The organism is Streptomyces subrutilus (assembly GCF_001746425.1).
Classification (GTDB): domain Bacteria; phylum Actinomycetota; class Actinomycetes; order Streptomycetales; family Streptomycetaceae; genus Streptomyces; species Streptomyces subrutilus_A.
Map to the genome: position 1 here is coordinate 5,043,694 of NZ_MEHK01000001.1, position 18,123 is coordinate 5,061,816.

Annotated in this window: 12 protein-coding genes; 4 read left to right on the top strand and 8 right to left on the bottom strand. The window is 70.8% G+C overall.

Annotation, left to right across the window (positions count from 1 at the left end; genetic code table 11):
* Window positions 1–201 precede the first annotated feature (201 nt).
* The 3 genes from BGK67_RS23890 to BGK67_RS23900 all read left to right on the top strand — a co-directional run bounded on the left by BGK67_RS23890 (window position 202) and on the right by BGK67_RS23900 (window position 2,809).
* Window positions 202–852: a DUF6230 family protein gene (locus tag BGK67_RS23890; RefSeq protein WP_069921999.1), complete on the top strand. Its 651-nt coding sequence runs from the start codon at window positions 202–204 to the stop codon at window positions 850–852.
* 108 nt (window positions 853–960) lie between these two features.
* Window positions 961–1,533 carry a DUF6114 domain-containing protein gene (locus BGK67_RS23895; protein ID WP_069922000.1) on the top strand — a complete coding sequence of 191 codons (573 nt, stop codon included), beginning with the start codon at window positions 961–963 and terminating at the stop codon, window positions 1,531–1,533.
* The gene (locus tag BGK67_RS23900; RefSeq protein WP_069922001.1) at window positions 1,523–2,809 is read left to right on the top strand and encodes a hypothetical protein; all 1,287 of its coding nucleotides are present in this window, start codon (window positions 1,523–1,525) and stop codon (window positions 2,807–2,809) included. The genes BGK67_RS23895 and BGK67_RS23900 overlap by 11 nt, the downstream gene beginning before the upstream one ends.
* Before the next feature lie 109 nt (window positions 2,810–2,918).
* On the opposite strand, the gene pyk is transcribed toward BGK67_RS23900, so the two are convergent.
* The 3 genes from pyk to pta form a co-directional block, all read right to left on the bottom strand.
* Window positions 2,919–4,352 (bottom strand): pyruvate kinase, encoded by a 1,434-nt coding sequence (pyk, locus tag BGK67_RS23905; RefSeq protein ID WP_069922002.1) that lies wholly within the window; start codon window positions 4,350–4,352, stop codon window positions 2,919–2,921.
* A 62-nt stretch (window positions 4,353–4,414) separates the two neighbouring features.
* Window positions 4,415–5,629, bottom strand: a complete 1,215-nt coding sequence (locus tag BGK67_RS23910) for an acetate kinase (protein ID WP_069922003.1) — start codon at window positions 5,627–5,629, stop codon at window positions 4,415–4,417.
* Between the two features lie 35 nt (window positions 5,630–5,664).
* Complete coding sequence (pta, locus tag BGK67_RS23915; RefSeq protein ID WP_069922004.1) at window positions 5,665–7,749, bottom strand: phosphate acetyltransferase; 2,085 nt, start codon at window positions 7,747–7,749, stop codon at window positions 5,665–5,667.
* A gap of 227 nt (window positions 7,750–7,976) precedes the next feature.
* Here pta and BGK67_RS23920 point away from each other — a divergent pair, with 227 nt between their 5' ends.
* Entirely contained in the window at window positions 7,977–9,002 is a 1,026-nt protein-coding gene (locus tag BGK67_RS23920) for an ATP-dependent 6-phosphofructokinase (RefSeq protein ID WP_069922005.1), read from the top strand.
* Window positions 9,003–9,113: 111 nt separating this feature from the next.
* Here the strand turns inward: BGK67_RS23920 and BGK67_RS23925 are convergent, their stop codons facing one another.
* The 5 genes from BGK67_RS23925 to BGK67_RS23945 form a co-directional block, all read right to left on the bottom strand.
* A complete protein-coding gene (locus BGK67_RS23925; RefSeq protein ID WP_069922006.1) occupies window positions 9,114–9,734 on the bottom strand; it encodes a DNA-binding protein in 621 nt (206 codons plus the stop codon).
* 358 nt (window positions 9,735–10,092) lie between these two features.
* Entirely contained in the window at window positions 10,093–12,381 is a 2,289-nt protein-coding gene (glgB, locus tag BGK67_RS23930; protein ID WP_079154343.1) for a 1,4-alpha-glucan branching enzyme, read from the bottom strand.
* Window positions 12,378–13,838: a maltokinase N-terminal cap-like domain-containing protein gene (locus BGK67_RS23935; protein WP_069922007.1), complete on the bottom strand. Its 1,461-nt coding sequence runs from the start codon at window positions 13,836–13,838 to the stop codon at window positions 12,378–12,380. The genes glgB and BGK67_RS23935 overlap by 4 nt, the downstream gene beginning before the upstream one ends.
* Before the next feature lie 166 nt (window positions 13,839–14,004).
* Window positions 14,005–15,723 (bottom strand): maltose alpha-D-glucosyltransferase, encoded by a 1,719-nt coding sequence (gene treS / locus BGK67_RS23940; protein ID WP_069922008.1) that lies wholly within the window; start codon window positions 15,721–15,723, stop codon window positions 14,005–14,007.
* Entirely contained in the window at window positions 15,717–17,714 is a 1,998-nt protein-coding gene (locus tag BGK67_RS23945) for an alpha-1,4-glucan--maltose-1-phosphate maltosyltransferase (RefSeq protein WP_069922009.1), read from the bottom strand. Before BGK67_RS23945 ends, treS begins: the two co-directional genes overlap by 7 nt.
* Between the last annotated feature and the right edge of the window lie 409 nt (window positions 17,715–18,123).

Here is an 18,123-nt window from a genome sequence, read left to right on the forward strand (position 1 = left end):
CCGACACCGGCGGGGCCTGTCCTCCAGGTTGCGCGAACGCGTGGCCCAGTGGTTGTCGCTCGGGGGTGATCGCCGGTGTATCGGACGTGGCACAGCCGCGGCCCGGCCGCCTGCGCTCCTTTCCCGAGGACGTAGCACTTCTCCCATCCCAGGACGGGCACGGCCCGGACCGGAGATGTACGTCCGAGAAGGAGGAACGATATGAGTTCTCAGGTTCGTGGTGGGACCAGATGGAAGCGCTTCGCGCTCGTCATGGTGCCGAGCATCGCGGCCACGGCCGCGGTCGGTGTGGGTCTGGCGCAGGGTGCCCTCGCGGCGTCCTTCAGCGTCTCCGGCCAGGACTTCAAGGTCTCGGCCGACAAGCTCGACGGTGAGAACCTCATCCAGTATGGCGGTATCGCCAAGGGCAACGACCTGAAGACGGGCAAGCCGGTCGATCACCCGGTCACCATCTCCGGGTTCAGCAACGCCAAGATCACCAACATGTGCCAGTCGCTGGTGACCCCGACTCCGCTGGGCAACATCACGCTCCAGCTGAAGACCGGTCACAAGGGCACCCCGGCAGAGGCGACCAACATCTACCTGGATGTTGCCGAGCTCGACACCGACGCCGAGTTCACCAACCTGGACATCGGTGTCGCGGTCGGCGACCCGAGCCACAAGACCAAGCCGCAGGCCGGCACGGTCTCCAGTCCGTACGCGTTCTCGCAGCGCGCTGACCGGGCCGTTCTGACGAACGTGAAGCAGAAGGCGTGGGCCACCACGGCGGGCACCTTCAAGCTGCCCAACCTGAAGCTGCGCCTGGTCGGCGGCGACCAGCCGTGCTACCAGGACAAGGACGTCCGGGACTGATCCGTCCCCGATGCGTGACCGGACGGGCGGGCGGCGGCAGCCGTCACCGCGCGCCCGTCCGGGCTCCACAGATCTCTCCGTACCACCGTTTCCAGGGAGCTGTTGTCCATGAACCCCCAGGCCCCGGTTTATGTTCGCCGCGAAGACGACGCCTGGCTCACCGTCGTGTACTACCACTTCCACGCCTGGAGCGGTCGGCGTCCCTTCTGGGCCGGGCTGTTCACGCTCCTCGGTGGCTTCCCGATCGCCTACTTCCCGTACGCGGACCTCCGGCTGGGCAACGTCAGTCTGGCGATGGCCACCACGGGCGGCGCCGGCGCGCTGATCATCGGCGTCCTGCTGATCACGCTGGGCCTGGCCCTCTGGTTCCAGCAGACCATCCGCGTCTTCGCCGGCGTGGCCGCGATCCTGCTGGCCCTGGTCTCGATCCCGGTGTCCAACCTCGGCGGGTTCTTCATGGGCTTCAGCCTCTCCATGATCGGCGGCGCCCTCGCCCTGGCATGGGTCCCCGGGCAGACGGCGGACGAGGCGCCGGTGGACCAGCCGCCGACCGCGGTGGACCTGGGCAAAGCAGAAGCGATGACGGGGCCCCAGGGCATCCCGGGACCGCGCGAGACGGAAACGGCATACGCGAGCGAGACAACTGCCCACGCCGATGGCGGGAGGAACAGTGCGGGGTGACGAGACGCAGCGGGGCGTGGCCCCAGGCGCAGAGTCCCGCGAGATCAAGGGGCCGCGGCACGCGGCGCCGAGGAAATCGCTGCTGAACAAGCTCCAGATACCCGTCGGCAAGACGATGGCGCTGGCGGCCATGCCGACGGCCGTGTTCGTCGGCATGGGCATGGCGCCCAAGCTGGCCGTGGCCGACGACAAGGAGATCCCCTTCGCGCCGGGGCCGTGCGTGACGCGGTCCGACGAGCCGAAGGACGAGGAGTCCAAGTCCCCGTCGCCTTCCAAGTCGCCTTCGCCGAGTGCGTCGCCCAGTGCGTCCCCCTCGCCGTCCGCGTCCTCGTCCGCGGCCGCCAAGCCGAAGCCGAGCGGCTCCCCGTCCCCGACGGCGACCAAGCCGACGGAAGCGGCTCCGGCCGCCGCCCCCGCGACGCCGACGCCCGCGCCGACGCCGACCGGGAGCACGAACCCGCTGGACCCGCTGGGTGTCGGCGACGCGCTCAAGAAGCTCCTCAACCCCGTCAAGGACACGCGGCCGTCGGCCGCCCCGACGCCCGCGCCGCCCACGACGACCGCTCCCCAGCCCGAGGCCCCCAAGCCCGGGGCCCCGGCGCCCGACCCGGCGGCCGAGGCCGTCCGGGAGGCGGCGAAGAAGGTCGGCGCCGAGGTCAAGGAGCTGTCCGACGAGGTCAAGGACACCGCGAAGAACCCGAAGGACGAGACGGGCAGGACCGACGAGGACGAGTCCGACGAGGACGGGGCCACGCCGGAGGCGACGAAGGGCGCGGACGGGAAGGAACCCTTCCCCTGCCCGACCCACGACGCCGAGGCCCTGGCCAACGCCAAGCTGGAGCCGGGCATCCCGCTCCTGCCGGACGAGCCCTGGTACCTCGACAGCTCGATGCTGACGCTCTACGGCCTGGACTACGCGGGCATCGTCGAGGTGAAGACGGCCGGCGGCAAGACCAAGAAGGTCCTGAAGTTCACCGCGGACTCGCTGGACATCAAGGACCTCTACCAGACGGTCGGCAAGGGCGCGAACATCGCCCACCTGAAGTCCCGTCCGGGCTCCACCTCCAAGATCCGCGGCGGCACGGTGACCATGTACACCGAGAGCCTCAAGGGCAACCTCTTCGGCCTGATCCCGATCGAGTTCAGCCCGAACAGCCCGCCGCCCCTGAACGTCCCCTTCGCGTTCTTCACGGACGTGAAGGTCGTCCAGGCCGGCCAGTTCGGCGGCACGCTCACGGTCCCGGGCCTGAAGAACTACATCGGCCCGCCGGAGTAGGCGCGTACGCAGGACGAAACGCCGAGGGCGGCACCCCGAACCCGATCGGGGTGCCGCCCTCGGCCTCTGTGCGGCAGAGTCCAGCGGTGGTGCGGGCGGGGCGGCGGCGTCAGTCGCGCGCGCCGTTGCCGCCCACGTGGTGCACGCGGACCATGTTCGTGGTGCCGGGGACGCCGGGGGGCGAGCCGGCGGTGATGACCATGGTGTCGCCCTCGTTGTAGCGGCCCAGCTTCAGCAGCTCGCCGTCCACCAGGTCGACCATCGCGTCGGTGTTGTCCACGTGCTCGACGACGTACGACTCGACGCCCCAGCTCAGCGTGAGCTGGTTGCGGGTGTTGACGTCGGTGGTGAAGGCCAGGATCGGCTGCGTGGCGCGGTAGCGCGACAGGCGGCGGGCCGTGTCACCGGACTGGGTGAAGGCGATGAGCGCCTTGCCGTCGAGGAAGTCCGCGATCTCGCAGGCCGCGCGGGCGACGGAGCCGCCCTGGGTGCGGGGCTTCTTGCCCGGGACCAGCGGCTGGAGGCCCTTGGAGAGGAGCTCCTCCTCGGCCGCCGTGACGATCTTCGACATCGTCTTGACGGTCTCGATCGGGTAGGCGCCGACCGAGGACTCGGCCGAGAGCATGACCGCGTCCGCGCCGTCGAGGATGGCGTTGGCGACGTCGGAGGCCTCCGCACGGGTCGGGCGGGAGTTGGTGATCATCGACTCCATCATCTGGGTCGCGACGATCACCGGCTTGGCGTTGCGGCGGCACATCTCGATGAGCCGCTTCTGGACCATCGGGACCTTCTCGAGCGGGTACTCGACGGCCAGGTCGCCGCGGGCCACCATGACCGCGTCGAAGGCGTCGACCACGGCCGCCATGTTCTCCACGGCCTGCGGCTTCTCCACCTTGGCGATGACCGGGACCCGGCGGCCCTCCTCGTCCATGACCTTGTGGACGTCCTTGACGTCGTTGGCGTCGCGGACGAAGGACAGGGCGACCATGTCGCAGCCCATCCGCAGGGCGAAGCGCAGGTCGTCGACGTCCTTCTCCGACAGGGCGGGGACGTTGACGGCGGCACCCGGCAGGTTGATGCCCTTGTGGTCCGAGATGACACCGCCCTCGATGACGATGGTCCGCACCCGCGGGCCCTCGACCCCGGTCACCCGGAGCTCGACATTGCCGTCGTTGATCAGGACCTGGTCGCCCTTGGTGACGTCACCCGGCAGGCCCTTGTAGGTGGTGCCGCAGATGGACTTGTCGCCCGGGACGTCCTCGGTGGTGATGGTGAACTCGTCACCGCGCACCAGCTCGACGGGACCCTCGGCGAAGGTCTCCAGACGGATCTTCGGGCCCTGGAGGTCGGCGAGGACGCCGACGGCGCGCCCGGTGTCCTCGGAGACCTTCCGGACGCGGTCGTACCGCTCCTGGTGTTCTGCCTGGGATCCGTGGCTGAAGTTGAATCGGGCCACGTTCATACCTGCCTCGATGAGCGCTTTCAGCTGCTCATACGAGTCGACGGCGGGGCCCAGCGTGCAGACGATTTTGGAACGGCGCATGGAGCGGATCCTATCGGTTTGTTTCGTAGCGGAATATTCCGTCTGGCGGAAAGTCCAAGTGACTAATGAGTAACCAGCGCGTACGCCTGGGTGGCGATCTCCAGTTCCTCATCCGTCGGCACCACGGCCACGGCCACCCGCGCGTAGTCCGCCGAGACCAGCCGCGGCTCCGGCGAGCGCACCGCGTTGGCCTCCAGGTCCAGCGCCAGGCCGAGCTCGGCGAGGCCGTCCACGGCAGCTTCGCGGACCTGGTGGGCGTTCTCGCCGACCCCGGCCGTGAAGGCCACCGCGTCCACCCGACCGAGCACCGCCGAGTAGGCGCCGATGTACTTCTTCAGACGGTGGACGTACGCGGCGAAGGCGACGCCCGCCGCGTCGTCGCCCTCGCCGGCCCGCCGCAGCACCTCGCGCATGTCGTTGTCCCCGCACATGCCCAGCAGACCGCTCTTCTTGTTCAGGAGCGAATCGATCTCATCCACTGAGAGGCCCCCCACCCGGGCCAGGTGGAAGACGACCGCCGGATCCAGGTCGCCCGACCGGGTTCCCATGACCAGGCCCTCCAACGGGGTCAGCCCCATGGAGGTCTCCACGCAGACCCCGCCCCGGACGGCGGAGGCCGAGGCCCCGTTGCCCAGGTGCAGCACGATCACGTTCACGTCCTCGACCGGCCGGCCGAGCAGCGCGGCCGTCGCCCGCGAGACGTAGGCGTGGGAGGTGCCGTGGAACCCGTACCGCCGGATGGAGTACCTCTCCGCCGTCGCCGCGTCGATCGCGTACCGCGCCACGTACTCCGGCATCGTCGAGTGGAAGGCCGTGTCGAAGACGGCGACCTGCGGGATGTCCGCGCGCAGCCCGCGCGCCACCTCGATGCCCGTGACGTTCGCCGGGTTGTGCAGCGGCGCGAGGGGGATCAGGCCGCGGATCTCCGCCAGCACCGCGTCGTCGATCACGGTCGGCCGCGTGAACTTCGTCCCGCCGTGCACCACGCGGTGCCCCACGGCGGCCAGTTCGGGGGAGTCCAGGCCCAGGCCGTCGGCGGCGAGCTCCGCCGCCACGGCCTTCAGCGCCGCCTCGTGGTCGGCGATCGGGCCCACCTGCTCGCGCTTGCCGCCCGCGGCGCCCGGCCCGGTGAGCGGTTCGTGGACGAGACGGGAGGTCTCCTCGCCGATGCGCTCCACCAGGCCGACGGCCAGGCGCGAGCGGTCCGCCATGTCAAGGAGCTGGTACTTGACCGACGAGGAGCCGGAGTTGAGGACGAGTACGCGCGATGCGGTCACGGTGCGGGTCTTTCCTTCGGGTGCGATGGGTGGATCTACCGGGCGGTCAGCGGCTGCGACTGGGCCTGGATCGCGGTGATGGCCACGGTGGTGACGATGTCCTGCACCAGCGCGCCGCGCGAGAGGTCGTTGACCGGCTTGCGCAGGCCCTGGAGCACCGGGCCGACCGCCACCGCGCCGGCGGAACGCTGCACGGCCTTGTACGTGTTGTTGCCGGTGTTGAGGTCGGGGAAGATCAGCACGCTCGCGCGCCCGGCCACCTCGGACCCGGGCAGCTTGGTCGCGGCGACCGAGGGCTCCACGGCCGCGTCGTACTGGATCGGCCCTTCGATCAGCAGGTCGGGGCGCTGGTCGCGGACGATCTCGGTGGCCTTGCGGACCTTGTCCACGTCCGCGCCGCTGCCCGAGGTGCCGGTCGAGTACGAGAGCATCGCGATCCGCGGCTCGACCCCGAAGGCGGCTGCGGTGGCGGCCGACTGCACGGCGATGTCGGCGAGCTGCTCGGCATCGGGGTCCGGGTTGACGGCGCAGTCGCCGTAGACGAGCACCCGGTCGGCCAGGCACATGAAGAAGACCGAGGAGACGATGGAGGCCTCCGGCTTGGTCTTGATGATCTCGAAGGCCGGGCGGATGGTCGCGGCGGTGGAGTGCACGGAGCCGGAGACCATGCCGTCGGCCAGGCCCTCCTGGACCATCAGGGTGCCGAAGTAATTGACGTCGGTCACCACGTCGTTGGCCAGCTCGACCGTCATGCCCTTGTGGGCACGGACCGTGGCGTAGTACTCGGCGAACCGTTCCCGCAGGGGGGAGGTCGCCGGGTCGATGAGCTGGGCGCCCGAGATGTCGATCCCGAGGTCGGCGGCCTTCTTCAGGATGGCCGGCTCCTCGCCCAGCAGGGTCAGGTCGCACACGCCCCGCCGCAGCACCACGTCCGCGGCCCGCAGCACGCGCTCCTCGGTGCCCTCCGGCAGCACGACGCGGCGCCGCTCCGAGCGGGCCCGCTCCAGCAGCTCGTGCTCGAACATCATCGGGGTGACGCGCTCGGAGCGGGCCACCGACAGCAGGTCGCGCAGCTCGCCGGTGTTCACGTGCCGCTCGAAGAGGCCGAGGGCGGTCTCCAGCTTGCGCGGGGTCGCGGAGTTCAAGCGGCTCTGCAGTGCGAAGAGTTCGGCGGCCGTCGGGAAGCTGTTGCCGGCCACCGACACCACGGGCGTGCCCGGCGCCAGCTTCGAGGCCAGCGTGAGGATGTCCGGGCCCGGGCGCTCGTTCAGGGTGAGCAGCACACCGGCGATCGGCGGGGTGCCCGAGGTGTGCGCGGCCAGGGCGCCGATAACCAGGTCGGAGCGGTCCCCGGGGGTGACGACCAGGCAGCCGGGGGTCAGGGCGTTCAGGAAGTTCGGCAGCATGGCGCCGCCGAAGACGAAGTCCAGCGCGTCACGGGCCAGCCCGGCGTCGTCGCCGAGGAGCACCTCGCCGCCGAGGGCCCGGGTGATCTGGGCGACGGTCGGGGCGGAGAGCGACTTGTCGTCCGGCAGTACGTAGCAGGGGACGGGGAGCCGGGCGGCCAGCCGCTCGGCTATGAGGTCGCGGTCCTCGGCGGCCACCCGGTTGACGACCATCGCGACGACGTGGCAGCCCAGGCTCTCGTACGCGCGGTAGGCGTTGCGGGCCTCGGCGCGCACGGCCTCGGCGGGGTGCTTGACGCCGCCCACGACGGGGACGACGACCGCGCCCAGCTCGTTGGCGAGGCGGGCGTTGAGCGCGAGCTCGTCGGGCAGGTTGGTGTCGGCGTAGTCGGTGCCGAGGACCAGCATGACCTCGTACTCGCGCGCCACCCGGTGGTAGCGGTCGACCAGCCGCGAGACCAGCTCGTCGGTGCCCTTCTCGGCGAGGATCGCCGAGGCCTCGTGGTACTCCATGCCGTAGGCCGTGGCGGCGTCCTGGTCGATCCGGTAGCGGGCCTTGAGGAGGTCGAAGAGCCGGTCGGGGCTGTCGTGGAGCAACGGGCGGTAGACGCCGACCCGGCCCGTCTGCCGGGTCAGGAGCTCCATGATCCCCAGTTCGACGACCTGCCGGCCGTCCCCCCGCTCGATGCCGGTCACGTACACGCTGCGCGTCACGCGTGCTCTCCGTCCATGCTGCGACTGTCCATTTAATGTGGCTTGACCTCTTGACAATACCTCTGCCAATGGATAGGACGCCCACCGGGAAAAAGGCCTGGCCGGGAGGGTCGAAGGGCCCGGCGGGCGGAGCACCACAGGACGCGCGGCCCCCCGCGCCCGTGGAACAATCGGACAGGCTTCCTCATTACGCCCTTCTTCACATGTACGGCAGGAGACACAGCACGATGCGTATCGGAGTTCTCACCGCGGGCGGCGACTGTCCGGGCCTCAACGCTGTCATCCGTTCGGTCGTACACCGCGCCCTGGTCGGGCACGGAGACGAGGTCATCGGCTTCGAGGACGGCTTCAAGGGCCTCCTCGACGGCAACTTCCGCCCGCTCGACATCAATGCCGTGAGCGGCATCCTGGCCCGCGGCGGCACGATCCTCGGCTCGGCCCGCATGGAGCGCGCCCGTCTGCACGAGGCCGCCGAGAACGCGCAGGAGCTGGCGAAGCGCTACGGCATCGACGCCCTCATCCCGATCGGAGGCGAGGGCACCCTGACCGCCGCGCGGATGCTGTCGGACGCGGGGATGCCGGTCGTCGGTGTGCCGAAGACCATCGACAACGACATCTCCTCCACCGACCGCACCTTCGGCTTCGACACCGCCGTCATGGTCGCCACCGAGGCCATCGACCGCCTGAAGACCACCGCCGAGTCGCACCAGCGCGTCATGGTCGTCGAGGTCATGGGCCGCCACGCGGGCTGGATCGCCCTGGAGTCCGGCATGGCCGGCGGCGCCCACGGGATCTGCCTGCCCGAGCGCCCCTTCGAGGTGGACGCCCTGGTGAAGATGGTGGAGGAACGGTTCGCCCGCGGGAAGAAGTTCGCCGTCGTCTGCATCGCAGAGGGCGCGCACCCGGCCGAGGGCTCCATGCCGTACGAGAAGGGCGCCATCGACCAGTACGGCCACGAGCGCTTCGCCGGCATCGGCAACCGCCTGGCGGTCGAGCTGGAGCGGCGCCTGGGCAAGGAGGCCCGCCCGGTCATCCTCGGCCACGTCCAGCGCGGCGGCACCCCCACCGCCTACGACCGGGTCCTCGCGACCCGCTTCGGCTGGCACGCCGTCGAGGCCGTCCACCGCGGCGACTTCGGCAACATGACCGCCCTGCGCGGCACCGAGATCGTGATGGCCCCGCTGGCCTCGGCCGTCACCGAGCTGAAGACGGTCCCCGACGACCGCATGTACGAGGCCGAATCCGTCTTCTAGGCGGCCCCGGACACGGGACCTCCGTCCCCGATCCGCCCGCCGAACGGCCCCGGCCCGTCCCGCTCCGGGACGGGGCCCTCGCGGCAGGGGTGCGGGCCGCTCGGACGTGTCCTACGCCGCACCGCCGGCGAGGCTCCAGAACCGGTCCACGATGTCGAAGAGGTACTCCCGCCCCGCGTCCCCGCTCCCGGCCTCGCCGCCGCTGCCCCAGCTGAGCGTCGCCACCATCCGGGACTGGTACTCCCCGTGCAGCCGCTCCAGCACCCGCTCCAGATGGGTCTTGGGGATCGGGAGCAGCTTGCCCAGCGGTTTCACGTAGGCCTGCCAGCGGGTGGTGACCGCGCTGCGCAGCAGCTCCGCCAGCTCCTCCTGCTTGCCGGTGGCGATCACGAACTGGGCCAGCGTCAGGCCGAGCACCGTCGCCAGGGCGGCGGACTGGCGCTCGTTGCCCTTCCAGCGGCCGGTGTCCTCCATCTTCTGGTAGGCGCTCGCCTCCAGGCCGAGGCGCCGGGAGAGATCCTCCACGGCCAGTCCTCGGGAGATCCGGTGCTCCCGCAGGGTGACCGGCTCGGAGAGCAGCTCCCCGGGCGAACACCACAGGACCCCGGCGAGGGCCGTGAGCTCGGCCGAGGAGGGCGATATCTCGCCACGTTCCCAGGCCATCACGGTCTCGGGCGCGACGATCAGTCCGTACTGGGCGCGCAGGCCATAGGCGACATGACCGGGAGCCATGCCCAGGGCCGCGCGGAGACGACGCGCGGCGGGGGCATTGAAAGGGGGGCTGGAGTGCACATGGCACACCGTAGGAGTGGCTGGGCATCGGCGCCTACAGACCAATCAAACAAGCCCATAACTCGTAGGAACATCCGAGAAACTTATGGCATTTCGCCGGTTTCCCCGGCGACCGTCCGGTAATCGGTGCACCCGAAGATCGACTACACCGTACGGTTCCAGCCAGATTCGGTCGGCGCAAGAGCCCTCACAGCTCTCACACATCATTTCGACGCCGACGTCAAGGAATACGGTTCGACCACCGGGCCCGCGCCAGGCGCGGGCTCCTCCGGGAACCGGAGGGGCCCGCGCCCCGGCGCTACGGCCTGAACCAGACCGTCGCCAGCGGTGGGAGCGTCAGGCGCAGGCTCGCCGGACGGCCCTGCGCGGGGACCGGCTCGGGCCGTACCGGCTGCAGGTGGCGCACCCCGCTGCCGCCGTACTGCTCCTGGTCGGTGTTGAGGACCTCCCGCCACATCGAGACCTCCTCCGGCACCCCGATCCGGTACCCGTGTCGCACCACCGGCGAGAAGTTCGACACGCACAGCAGCTGCGAGCCGTCCTGGGCGTACCGCAGGAAGGCGAACACGTTGTCCTCGGCGGCGTCCGCCTCCACCCAGGCGAAACCCTCCGGCACGGTGTCCCGCTCCCACAGGGCGGGCGCCGACGCGTACGTGAGGTTCAGGTCGCGCACGAGACTGCGCACGCCCCGGTGGTCACCGGCCGCCGGATAGGAGTCGTCCAGCAGCCACCAGTCCGGCCCGTGCGCCTCCGACCACTCCGAGCCCTGCGCGAACTCCTGTCCCATGAAGAGCAGTTGCTTGCCCGGATGGGCCCACATGAAGCCCAGGTACGCGCGGTGCGAGGCCCGCCGCTGCCACCAGTCCTCCCCGGGGATCTTCGACACCAGCGCACCCTTGCCGTGCACCACCTCGTCGTGCGAGATCGGCAGCACGTAGTTCTCGCTGAAGGCGTAGATCATCCCGAAGGTCATGTCGTGGTGGTGGTACTTGCGGTGCACCGGCTCCTTCGACATGTAGCGCAGCGTGTCGTGCATCCAGCCCATGTTCCACTTGAAGCCGAAGCCCAGCCCGCCCGCGTCCGTCGGCCGCGTCACGCCCTCCCACGCCGTGGACTCCTCGGCGATCGTCACCACGCCCGGGCAGCGCCGGTACACGGTCGCGTTCATCTCCTGGAGCAGCGCCACCGCGTCCGGGTTCTCCCGCCCGCCGTGCTCGTTCGGCGTCCACTCGCCCTCGCCGCGCGAGTAGTCCAGGTAGAGCATCGAGGCCACCGCGTCCACGCGCAGCCCGTCCACGTGGAACTCCTCGCACCAGTACACGGCGTTGGCGACGAGGAAGTTGCGGACCTCCTTGCGGCCGTAGTCGAACTCCAGCGTCCCCCAGTCCGGGTGCGCGGCCCGCCGCGGGTCCGGGTGCTCGTACAGGGGCCGTCCGTCGAACTCGGCCAGCGCCCAGTCGTCGCGCGGGAAGTGCGCGGGCACCCAGTCGACGATCACCCCGATCCCGGCCCGGTGCAGCGTGTCCACCAGCAGGCGGAAGTCGTCCGGGCCGCCCATCCGCGAGGTGGGCGCGTAGTAGCCGGTGACCTGGTAGCCCCAGGAGCCGCCGAAGGGGTGCTCGGCGACCGGCATCAGCTCCACGTGCGTGAAGCCGAGCTCCTTCACGTACCCCGGCAGCTGTTCGGCGAGCTGTCGGTACGAGAGCCCGGGCCGCCAGGACGCCAGGTGCAGCTCGTAGACGGAGAAGGGCGCCTGGTGCGGGGGCCGGGCCCCGCGGCCGGCCATCCACTCCCCGTCCCCCCACTCGTAGGCGGAGGCGGTCACCCGGGAGGCGGTCGCCGGCGGCACCTCGGCGGCGCGGGCCATCGGGTCCGCGCGCAGGGTGTGGCTGCCGTCGGGGCGCGTGATGTCGTACTTGTACAGCGCCCCGGCGCCGATGCCGGGCAGGAAGAGCTCCCACACGCCGCTCGCGCCGAGCGAGCGCATCGGGTAGGCGGCGGAGTCCCAGTACGAGAAGTCCCCGCTGACGCGGACCCCCTGGGCGTTCGGCGCCCACACCGTGAACCGGGTGCCGGCCACGCCCTGGTGCTCCATCGGCTCGGAGCCGAGCGCCTTCCACAGCTGTTCGTGGCGGCCCTCGCCGATCAGGTGCAGGTCCAGCTCGCCGAGGGCGGGCAGGAACCGGTACGGGTCGTCGACCTCGATCTCGTCGCTGTCGTAGGTGACGAGCAGCCGGTAGTCCGGCACCGCGGTCAGCGGCAGCAGCCCGGAGAACAGCCCGTCCCCGTCGTCGACGAGCTCGGCCCGCAGCCCCTTGGCGACCACGGTGATCGCCTGGGCGTACGGGCGCAGCACGCGGAAGGCCACCCCGCCCCGGACGGTGTGGGCGCCCAGCACCGCGTGGGGGTCGTGGTGGCGGCCCTCCAGCAGCCGGGCCCGCTCCTCCCCGCCGAGCGCGGGCGCCGACCGGCCCCCGTGCGGAGGGGCGGCGCTGCGGGCGCGGGGGGTGCGCGGCTTCTTGGCGGACGCCGGGACGGATGCGGACTCGTCGCGGACGGTCGGTGACGGCTGTCGTGCGGCGCTCACGCGAGCGGCCTCCTCGGGGGCTTCTGGCGGGGTTGGGAACGGGGGGAGACGGAACCGGGGGCCGGCGGGGTCGGCGGCACCCGGTGGGCGGGCCGCTGCGGTTCCGAGAGCCGCCGGATCGCGGCCATCGGGACGTGCAGCCAGTCGGGGCGGTGCCGGGACTCGTAGCGCGCCTCGTACACCGCCTTGTCGGTCTCGTACGCGCGCAGCAGCACGAGGTCCTCACGGGGGTCGCGGCCCGTGGTGCGGGCGTAGCCCTCGCAGAAGGCGGCCCGGCAGGCGTCCGCCCAGGCAGGGGCGAACGGCCGGTGCGAGCGGGCGGCGTAGTCGAAGGAACGCAGTATTCCGGCGATGTCGCGCACGGCCGGTTCGGGGCGGCGCCGGTCGGCCAGCGGCCGGGCCGGCTCACCCTCGAAGTCGATCAACGACCAGGAGCCGTCGAGGGTCCGCAGGGTCTGGCCCAGATGGAGGTCCCCGTGGATCCGCTGGGCCGGCACCCCGGCCCCGCGGGAGGCTGCCAGCGCGTCGAAGGCGCCCCGCAGCCCCGCCTCGTAGGGCCGCAGCGCGGCCACCTCCCGGGCGGTGGCGGCCAGCCGGGCCGTCATCCCGGCGGCGAGCCGGGCGGTCTGCTCCGGGCCGAGCGCGACGGTGGGCAGGGCGGCCGCGAGCGCGCTGTGCACCTCGGCGGTGGCCCGGCCCAGCGCGTGCGCCTCGGCGGTGAAGTCCTCCCCGGCGCCGAGCCGGCGCAGCGCGAGCTGCCAGCCGTCGTCGGAGCCGCGCAGGTACGGCTGGAGCACGCCCAGGGTCAGCGGCTCGCTCCCGGGCAGCTGCGCCTCGTACCAGGCGACGGGGGCCGGCACGCGGCCGCAGCCGGCGGCGGCCAGCGCACGGGGCAGCTCCAGGTCCGGGTTGACCCCCGGGCCGACCCGTCGGAACACTTTGAGGATGTACGAATCCCCGTAGATCAGCGAGGAGTTGGTCTGCTCGCCGGACAGCGGCCGCGGGGTGAGCCCGGCCGGGACCGGCGCCTGCGGGTCCCGCTCGAACCGCAGCGGCCCGAGCGCGCCGGGGGAGCGCAACCGTTCCAGCAGCAGCGCCGCGAGCCGGGGGTCGCCCAGCCCCTCGTACACCGCCCGGCCCGCGTACGGGCCCTCCTCCGCCTGGCCGATCAGCGTGTGGGCGAGCGCGGGGGGCAGGGAGGGGCGGATGCCCAGCAGCAGCTGGTAGCAGTCCCCGTCGACGTCGAGGAGCAGGTGCAGCAGTCCGGGGACGGACCCCGGCGGCAGCAGTTCGGCCGCCGAGACGGCTCTGAGCGTGCCGATCGCCCGTCCCTTGCCCGCGAACCAGCGCTGCGCGGGCAGCCAGGTCCGCAGCATCGGTTCCAGCGGGCCGATCCCGTTGAGCAGGGCGGCCCGGTCGGCCGTGAGCCGACTCCGGGCGGATGCAGCCTCCGACATGGCGTCGCGTCCTTTCCCCGGGCCGTCACAGAATGCGCAGAGTGTCCCGGATGTGCGGCAGTTGCTTCTCCGGTATGTGCGAGTGTCGGGTCAGGATGATCCGTACAGGGCGGGCGATTGACCCATTCGCGTGCTGCCCGCCCCGTACCCGGCCTGCTGGGAGGCCCTAGTCGACGCGCTGCTCGCCGCGTTGCTCGGCGCGCAGCCGGAACCAGTAGAAGCCGTGTCCCGCCAGGGTCAGCAGGTACGGCCACTCGCCGATCGGCGGGAAGCGCACATCACCCGTGAGCTCCACCGGGACCCGCCCGTTGAACGACCGCAGATCCAGCTCGGTGGGCTGCGCGAAGCGCGAGAAGTTGTGCACGCACAGCACCAGGTCGTCCCCGAACTCGCGCAGGAACGCGAGGACCGCCGGGTTGGACGAGGGCAGTTCGGTGTACGAGCCGAGTCCGAAGGCGGGGTTCGCCTTGCGGATCTCGATCAGCCGCCGGGTCCAGTGCAACAGTGACGAGGGCGATGCCATCGCGGCCTCGACATTGGTGACCTGGTACCCGTAGACCGGGTCCATGATGACCGGCAGGTTCAGCCTGCCCGGATCGCAGGAGGAGAAACCGGCGTTGCGGTCCGGAGTCCACTGCATCGGCGTGCGGACGCCGTCGCGGTCGCCCAGCCAGATGTTGTCGCCCATGCCGATCTCGTCGCCGTAGTAGAGCACCGGCGAGCCGGGCAGCGACAGCAGCAGGGCGGTGAACAGCTCCATCTGGTTGCGGTCGTTGTCCAGGAGCGGGGCGAGGCGGCGCCGGATGCCGATGTTGGCCCGCATCCGCGGGTCCTTGGCGTACTCGGCGTACATGTAGTCGCGCTCTTCGTCGGTGACCATCTCGAGGGTCAGCTCGTCGTGGTTGCGCAGGAAGATGCCCCACTGGCAGCGTTCCGGGATCGCCGGGGTCTTGGCCAGGATCTCGGAGACCGGGTAGCGCGACTCTCTTCGTACGGCCATGAAGATGCGCGGCATGACGGGGAAGTGGAACGCCATGTGGCACTCGTCCCCGCCCTTGGCGAAGTCCCCGAAGTAATCGACGACGTCTTCGGGCCACTGGTTGGCCTCGGCGAGCAGCACGGTGTCGGGGTAGTGCGCGTCGATCTCCTCCCGGACCCGCTTGAGGAGCCGGTGGGTGCGGGGGAGGTTCTCGCAGTTGGTGCCCTCCTCGGCGAACAGGTAGGGCACGGCGTCCAGCCGGAAGCCGTCGATGCCGAGGTCCAGCCAGAAGCGCAGGGCGGAGAGCACCTCCTCGACGACGGCCGGGTTCTCGTAGTTCAGGTCCGGCTGGTGCGAGAAGAAGCGGTGCCAGTAGTACTGCTTGCGTACGGGGTCGTACGTCCAGTTCGAGGTCTCGGTGTCGATGAAGATGATGCGGGCGTCCTGGTACTGCTTGTCGTTGTCCGCCCACATGTAGTAGTCGCCGTACGGACCGTCCGGGTCCTTGCGGGACTGCTGGAACCACTCGTGCTGGTCGCTGGTGTGGTTCATGACGAAGTCGATGATCACCCGCATGCCGCGCTGGTGGGCGGCGTCCACGAACTCGACGAAGTCGGCCAGGTCGCCGAACTCGGGGAGCACGGAGGTGTAGTCGGACACGTCGTAGCCGCCGTCGCGCAGCGGCGAGGCGAAGAACGGCGGCAGCCACAGGCAGTCGACGCCGAGCCACTGCAGGTACTCCAGCTTGGCGGTGAGTCCCCTGAGGTCCCCCACGCCGTCGCCGTTGCTGTCGTGGAAGGAGCGGACCAGGACCTCGTAGAAGACGGCCCGCTTGAACCAGTCGGGGTCGCGGTCCTTGGCGGGGGTGTCCTCGAACGTGTCGTGGACGGGATCGTTGATCAGCATGTGGCGGGTGACCCTCCGGTGGGCGGGGACGGTCGCAGGGCGGCAAGCACGTGCGCGGGCGTGCGGCCCGGCTCCAGGCGCACGTAGTTCGCCCTGCCCCAGTGATAGGTCTCGCCGGTGAGCTCGTCGCGCACCGCGAGGGACCCGTGCCAGTCCAGGCCGAGTACCGGCATGTCCAACGAGACCGTCGCCTCCTGGGTGTGGTGCGGATCGAGGTTGACGACCACCAGTACGGAATTGGCGCCGGCGTGCTTCGAATAGGCGATCACCTGTTCGTTGTCGGTCGAGTGGAAGTGGATGTCGCGCAGCTGCTGGAGGGCCGGATTGCGCCGGCGCACCCGGTTCAGCGTGGTGATCAGCGGGGCGATGGTGCGGCCCTCGCGGTCCGCCGCCGCCCAGTCGCGCGGCCGGTACTCGTACTTCTCGGAGTTCAGGTACTCCTCGCTGCCCTCCCGCACCGGTGTGTTCTCGCAGAGCTCGTACCCGGCGTAGACGCCCCAGGCGGGGGACAGGGTGGCGGCGAGCACCGCCCGCACCTCGAAGGCGGGGCGGCCGCCCTTCTGCAGGTACTCGTGGAGGATGTCGGGGGTGTTCACGAAGAAGTTCGGGCGCATGACGGAGGCCGACCGGGTGCCGGCGAGCTCGGTCAGGTACTCGGTGAGCTCGGCCTTGGTGTTGCGCCAGGTGAAGTACGTGTAGGACTGCTGGAAGCCGACGGCGGCCAGGGCCCGCATCATCGCCGGGCGGGTGAAGGCCTCGGCCAGGAAGATCACGTCCGGGTCGGACTTGTTGATGTCCGCGATCACCTTCTGCCAGAAGGACACGGGCTTGGTGTGCGGGTTGTCCACCCGGAAGATGCGCACGCCGTGGTCCATCCAGTACCGCAGGATCCGGCAGGTCTCCTCGACGATCCCGGCCATGTCCGCGTCGAAGTGGACGGGGTAGATGTCCTGGTACTTCTTCGGCGGGTTCTCGGCGTAGGCGATCGTCCCGTCGGCGCGGTGGCGGAACCACTGCGGGTTCTTCTCCACCCACGGGTGGTCGGGCGAGCACTGGAGGGCGAAGTCCAGGGCGACCTCCATGCGCAGGTCGCGGGCGCGGGCGACGAAGGCGTCGAAGTCCTCGATGGTCCCGAGGTCGGGGTGGACGGCGTCGTGGCCCCCCTCGGTGGAGCCGATGGCCCACGGCACACCGGGGTCCCAACTCCCCGCCGACAAGGTGTTGTTCGGGCCCTTGCGGTAGGTGGAGCCGATCGGGTGGATCGGCGGCAGGTACACCACGTCGAAGCCCATCGCGGCGATCGCCGGCAGCCGCTCGGCGGCGGTCCGGAAGGTCCCGCTGACCGGTACCTCGCCCGGTTCGACGACGGCCCCCTCCGACCGGGGGAACATCTCGTACCAGGAGCCGAAGAGGGCCCGCTTGCGCTCGACCACCAGCGGCAGCGGCTTGGCGGCGGTGACCAGCTCGCGCAGCGGCTTCTTCGCGAGCGCGGCGTCCACGGCGGGGTCGAGGGCGGCCGCGTACCGTGCGGCGACCTCCCGGTCCTCGTCCCGCATGGCGTCGGCGGCGGCCCGGACCGCCTCGCGGCCGTCACGCTTGGGGATCTTCGCGGCGGCGCGGGCGTAGAGCTCCGCGCCTTCGAGGAGGGTGAGGCCGGTGTCGATCCCGGCTGGGATCTTGATCGCGGCGTGGGCCCGCCAGGTGGCCACGGGGTCGCTCCACGCCTCGACGGTGTAGGTCCACCTCCCCTCGGCGTCGGCGGAGATCCGCGCCCCCCACCGGTCGGTGCCGGGGGCGAGCTCGCGCATCGGCACGGGGGGCCGCAGCCGCCCGCTCGGATCGCGGAGCACGACGTGCGCGTTGACCGCGTCATGTCCCTCGCGGAACACGGTTGCGGAGATCTCGAAGACTTCGTCCACGACCGCCTTGGCGGGTCTGGCGCCGCAGTCGACGGCGGGGCGGACGTCCAGCACGGGAATGCGACCGATCATGATGGGATCACCTGGGGGCAGTTCGCAGGGCTCGGTGACAACGGGCCAGCCGGTATCGCGGCTGGTAGTGCACGCTCTGTTCGCTCTGTTTCTAGCCGCTCGGTGGACGGCTGGGCTGCGGGCATGGCCGCTCCTGTCCGCGTTCACTCGGGTGGCGGGAGAGGTTGGGGGCGGGTGCGCCGTGCGTGTACCACGTGTACCCGGTGAGCCCTTCCCACTCTCTCCCCGCGCAATCCGCGCCCTTGGTTAACTACTCGTACGTAGTGGCACGGCCCATACCGAGCGCCGGGTCGACATCCGACCGTGCTCCGTCAAGTCGCGCAGGACCACCTGATGGGGCGACACCTCTCATGCGCCACACCTGTCACCCGGTCCTCGCTGGGACGCGTAGGTTACAGGAACAAACCCA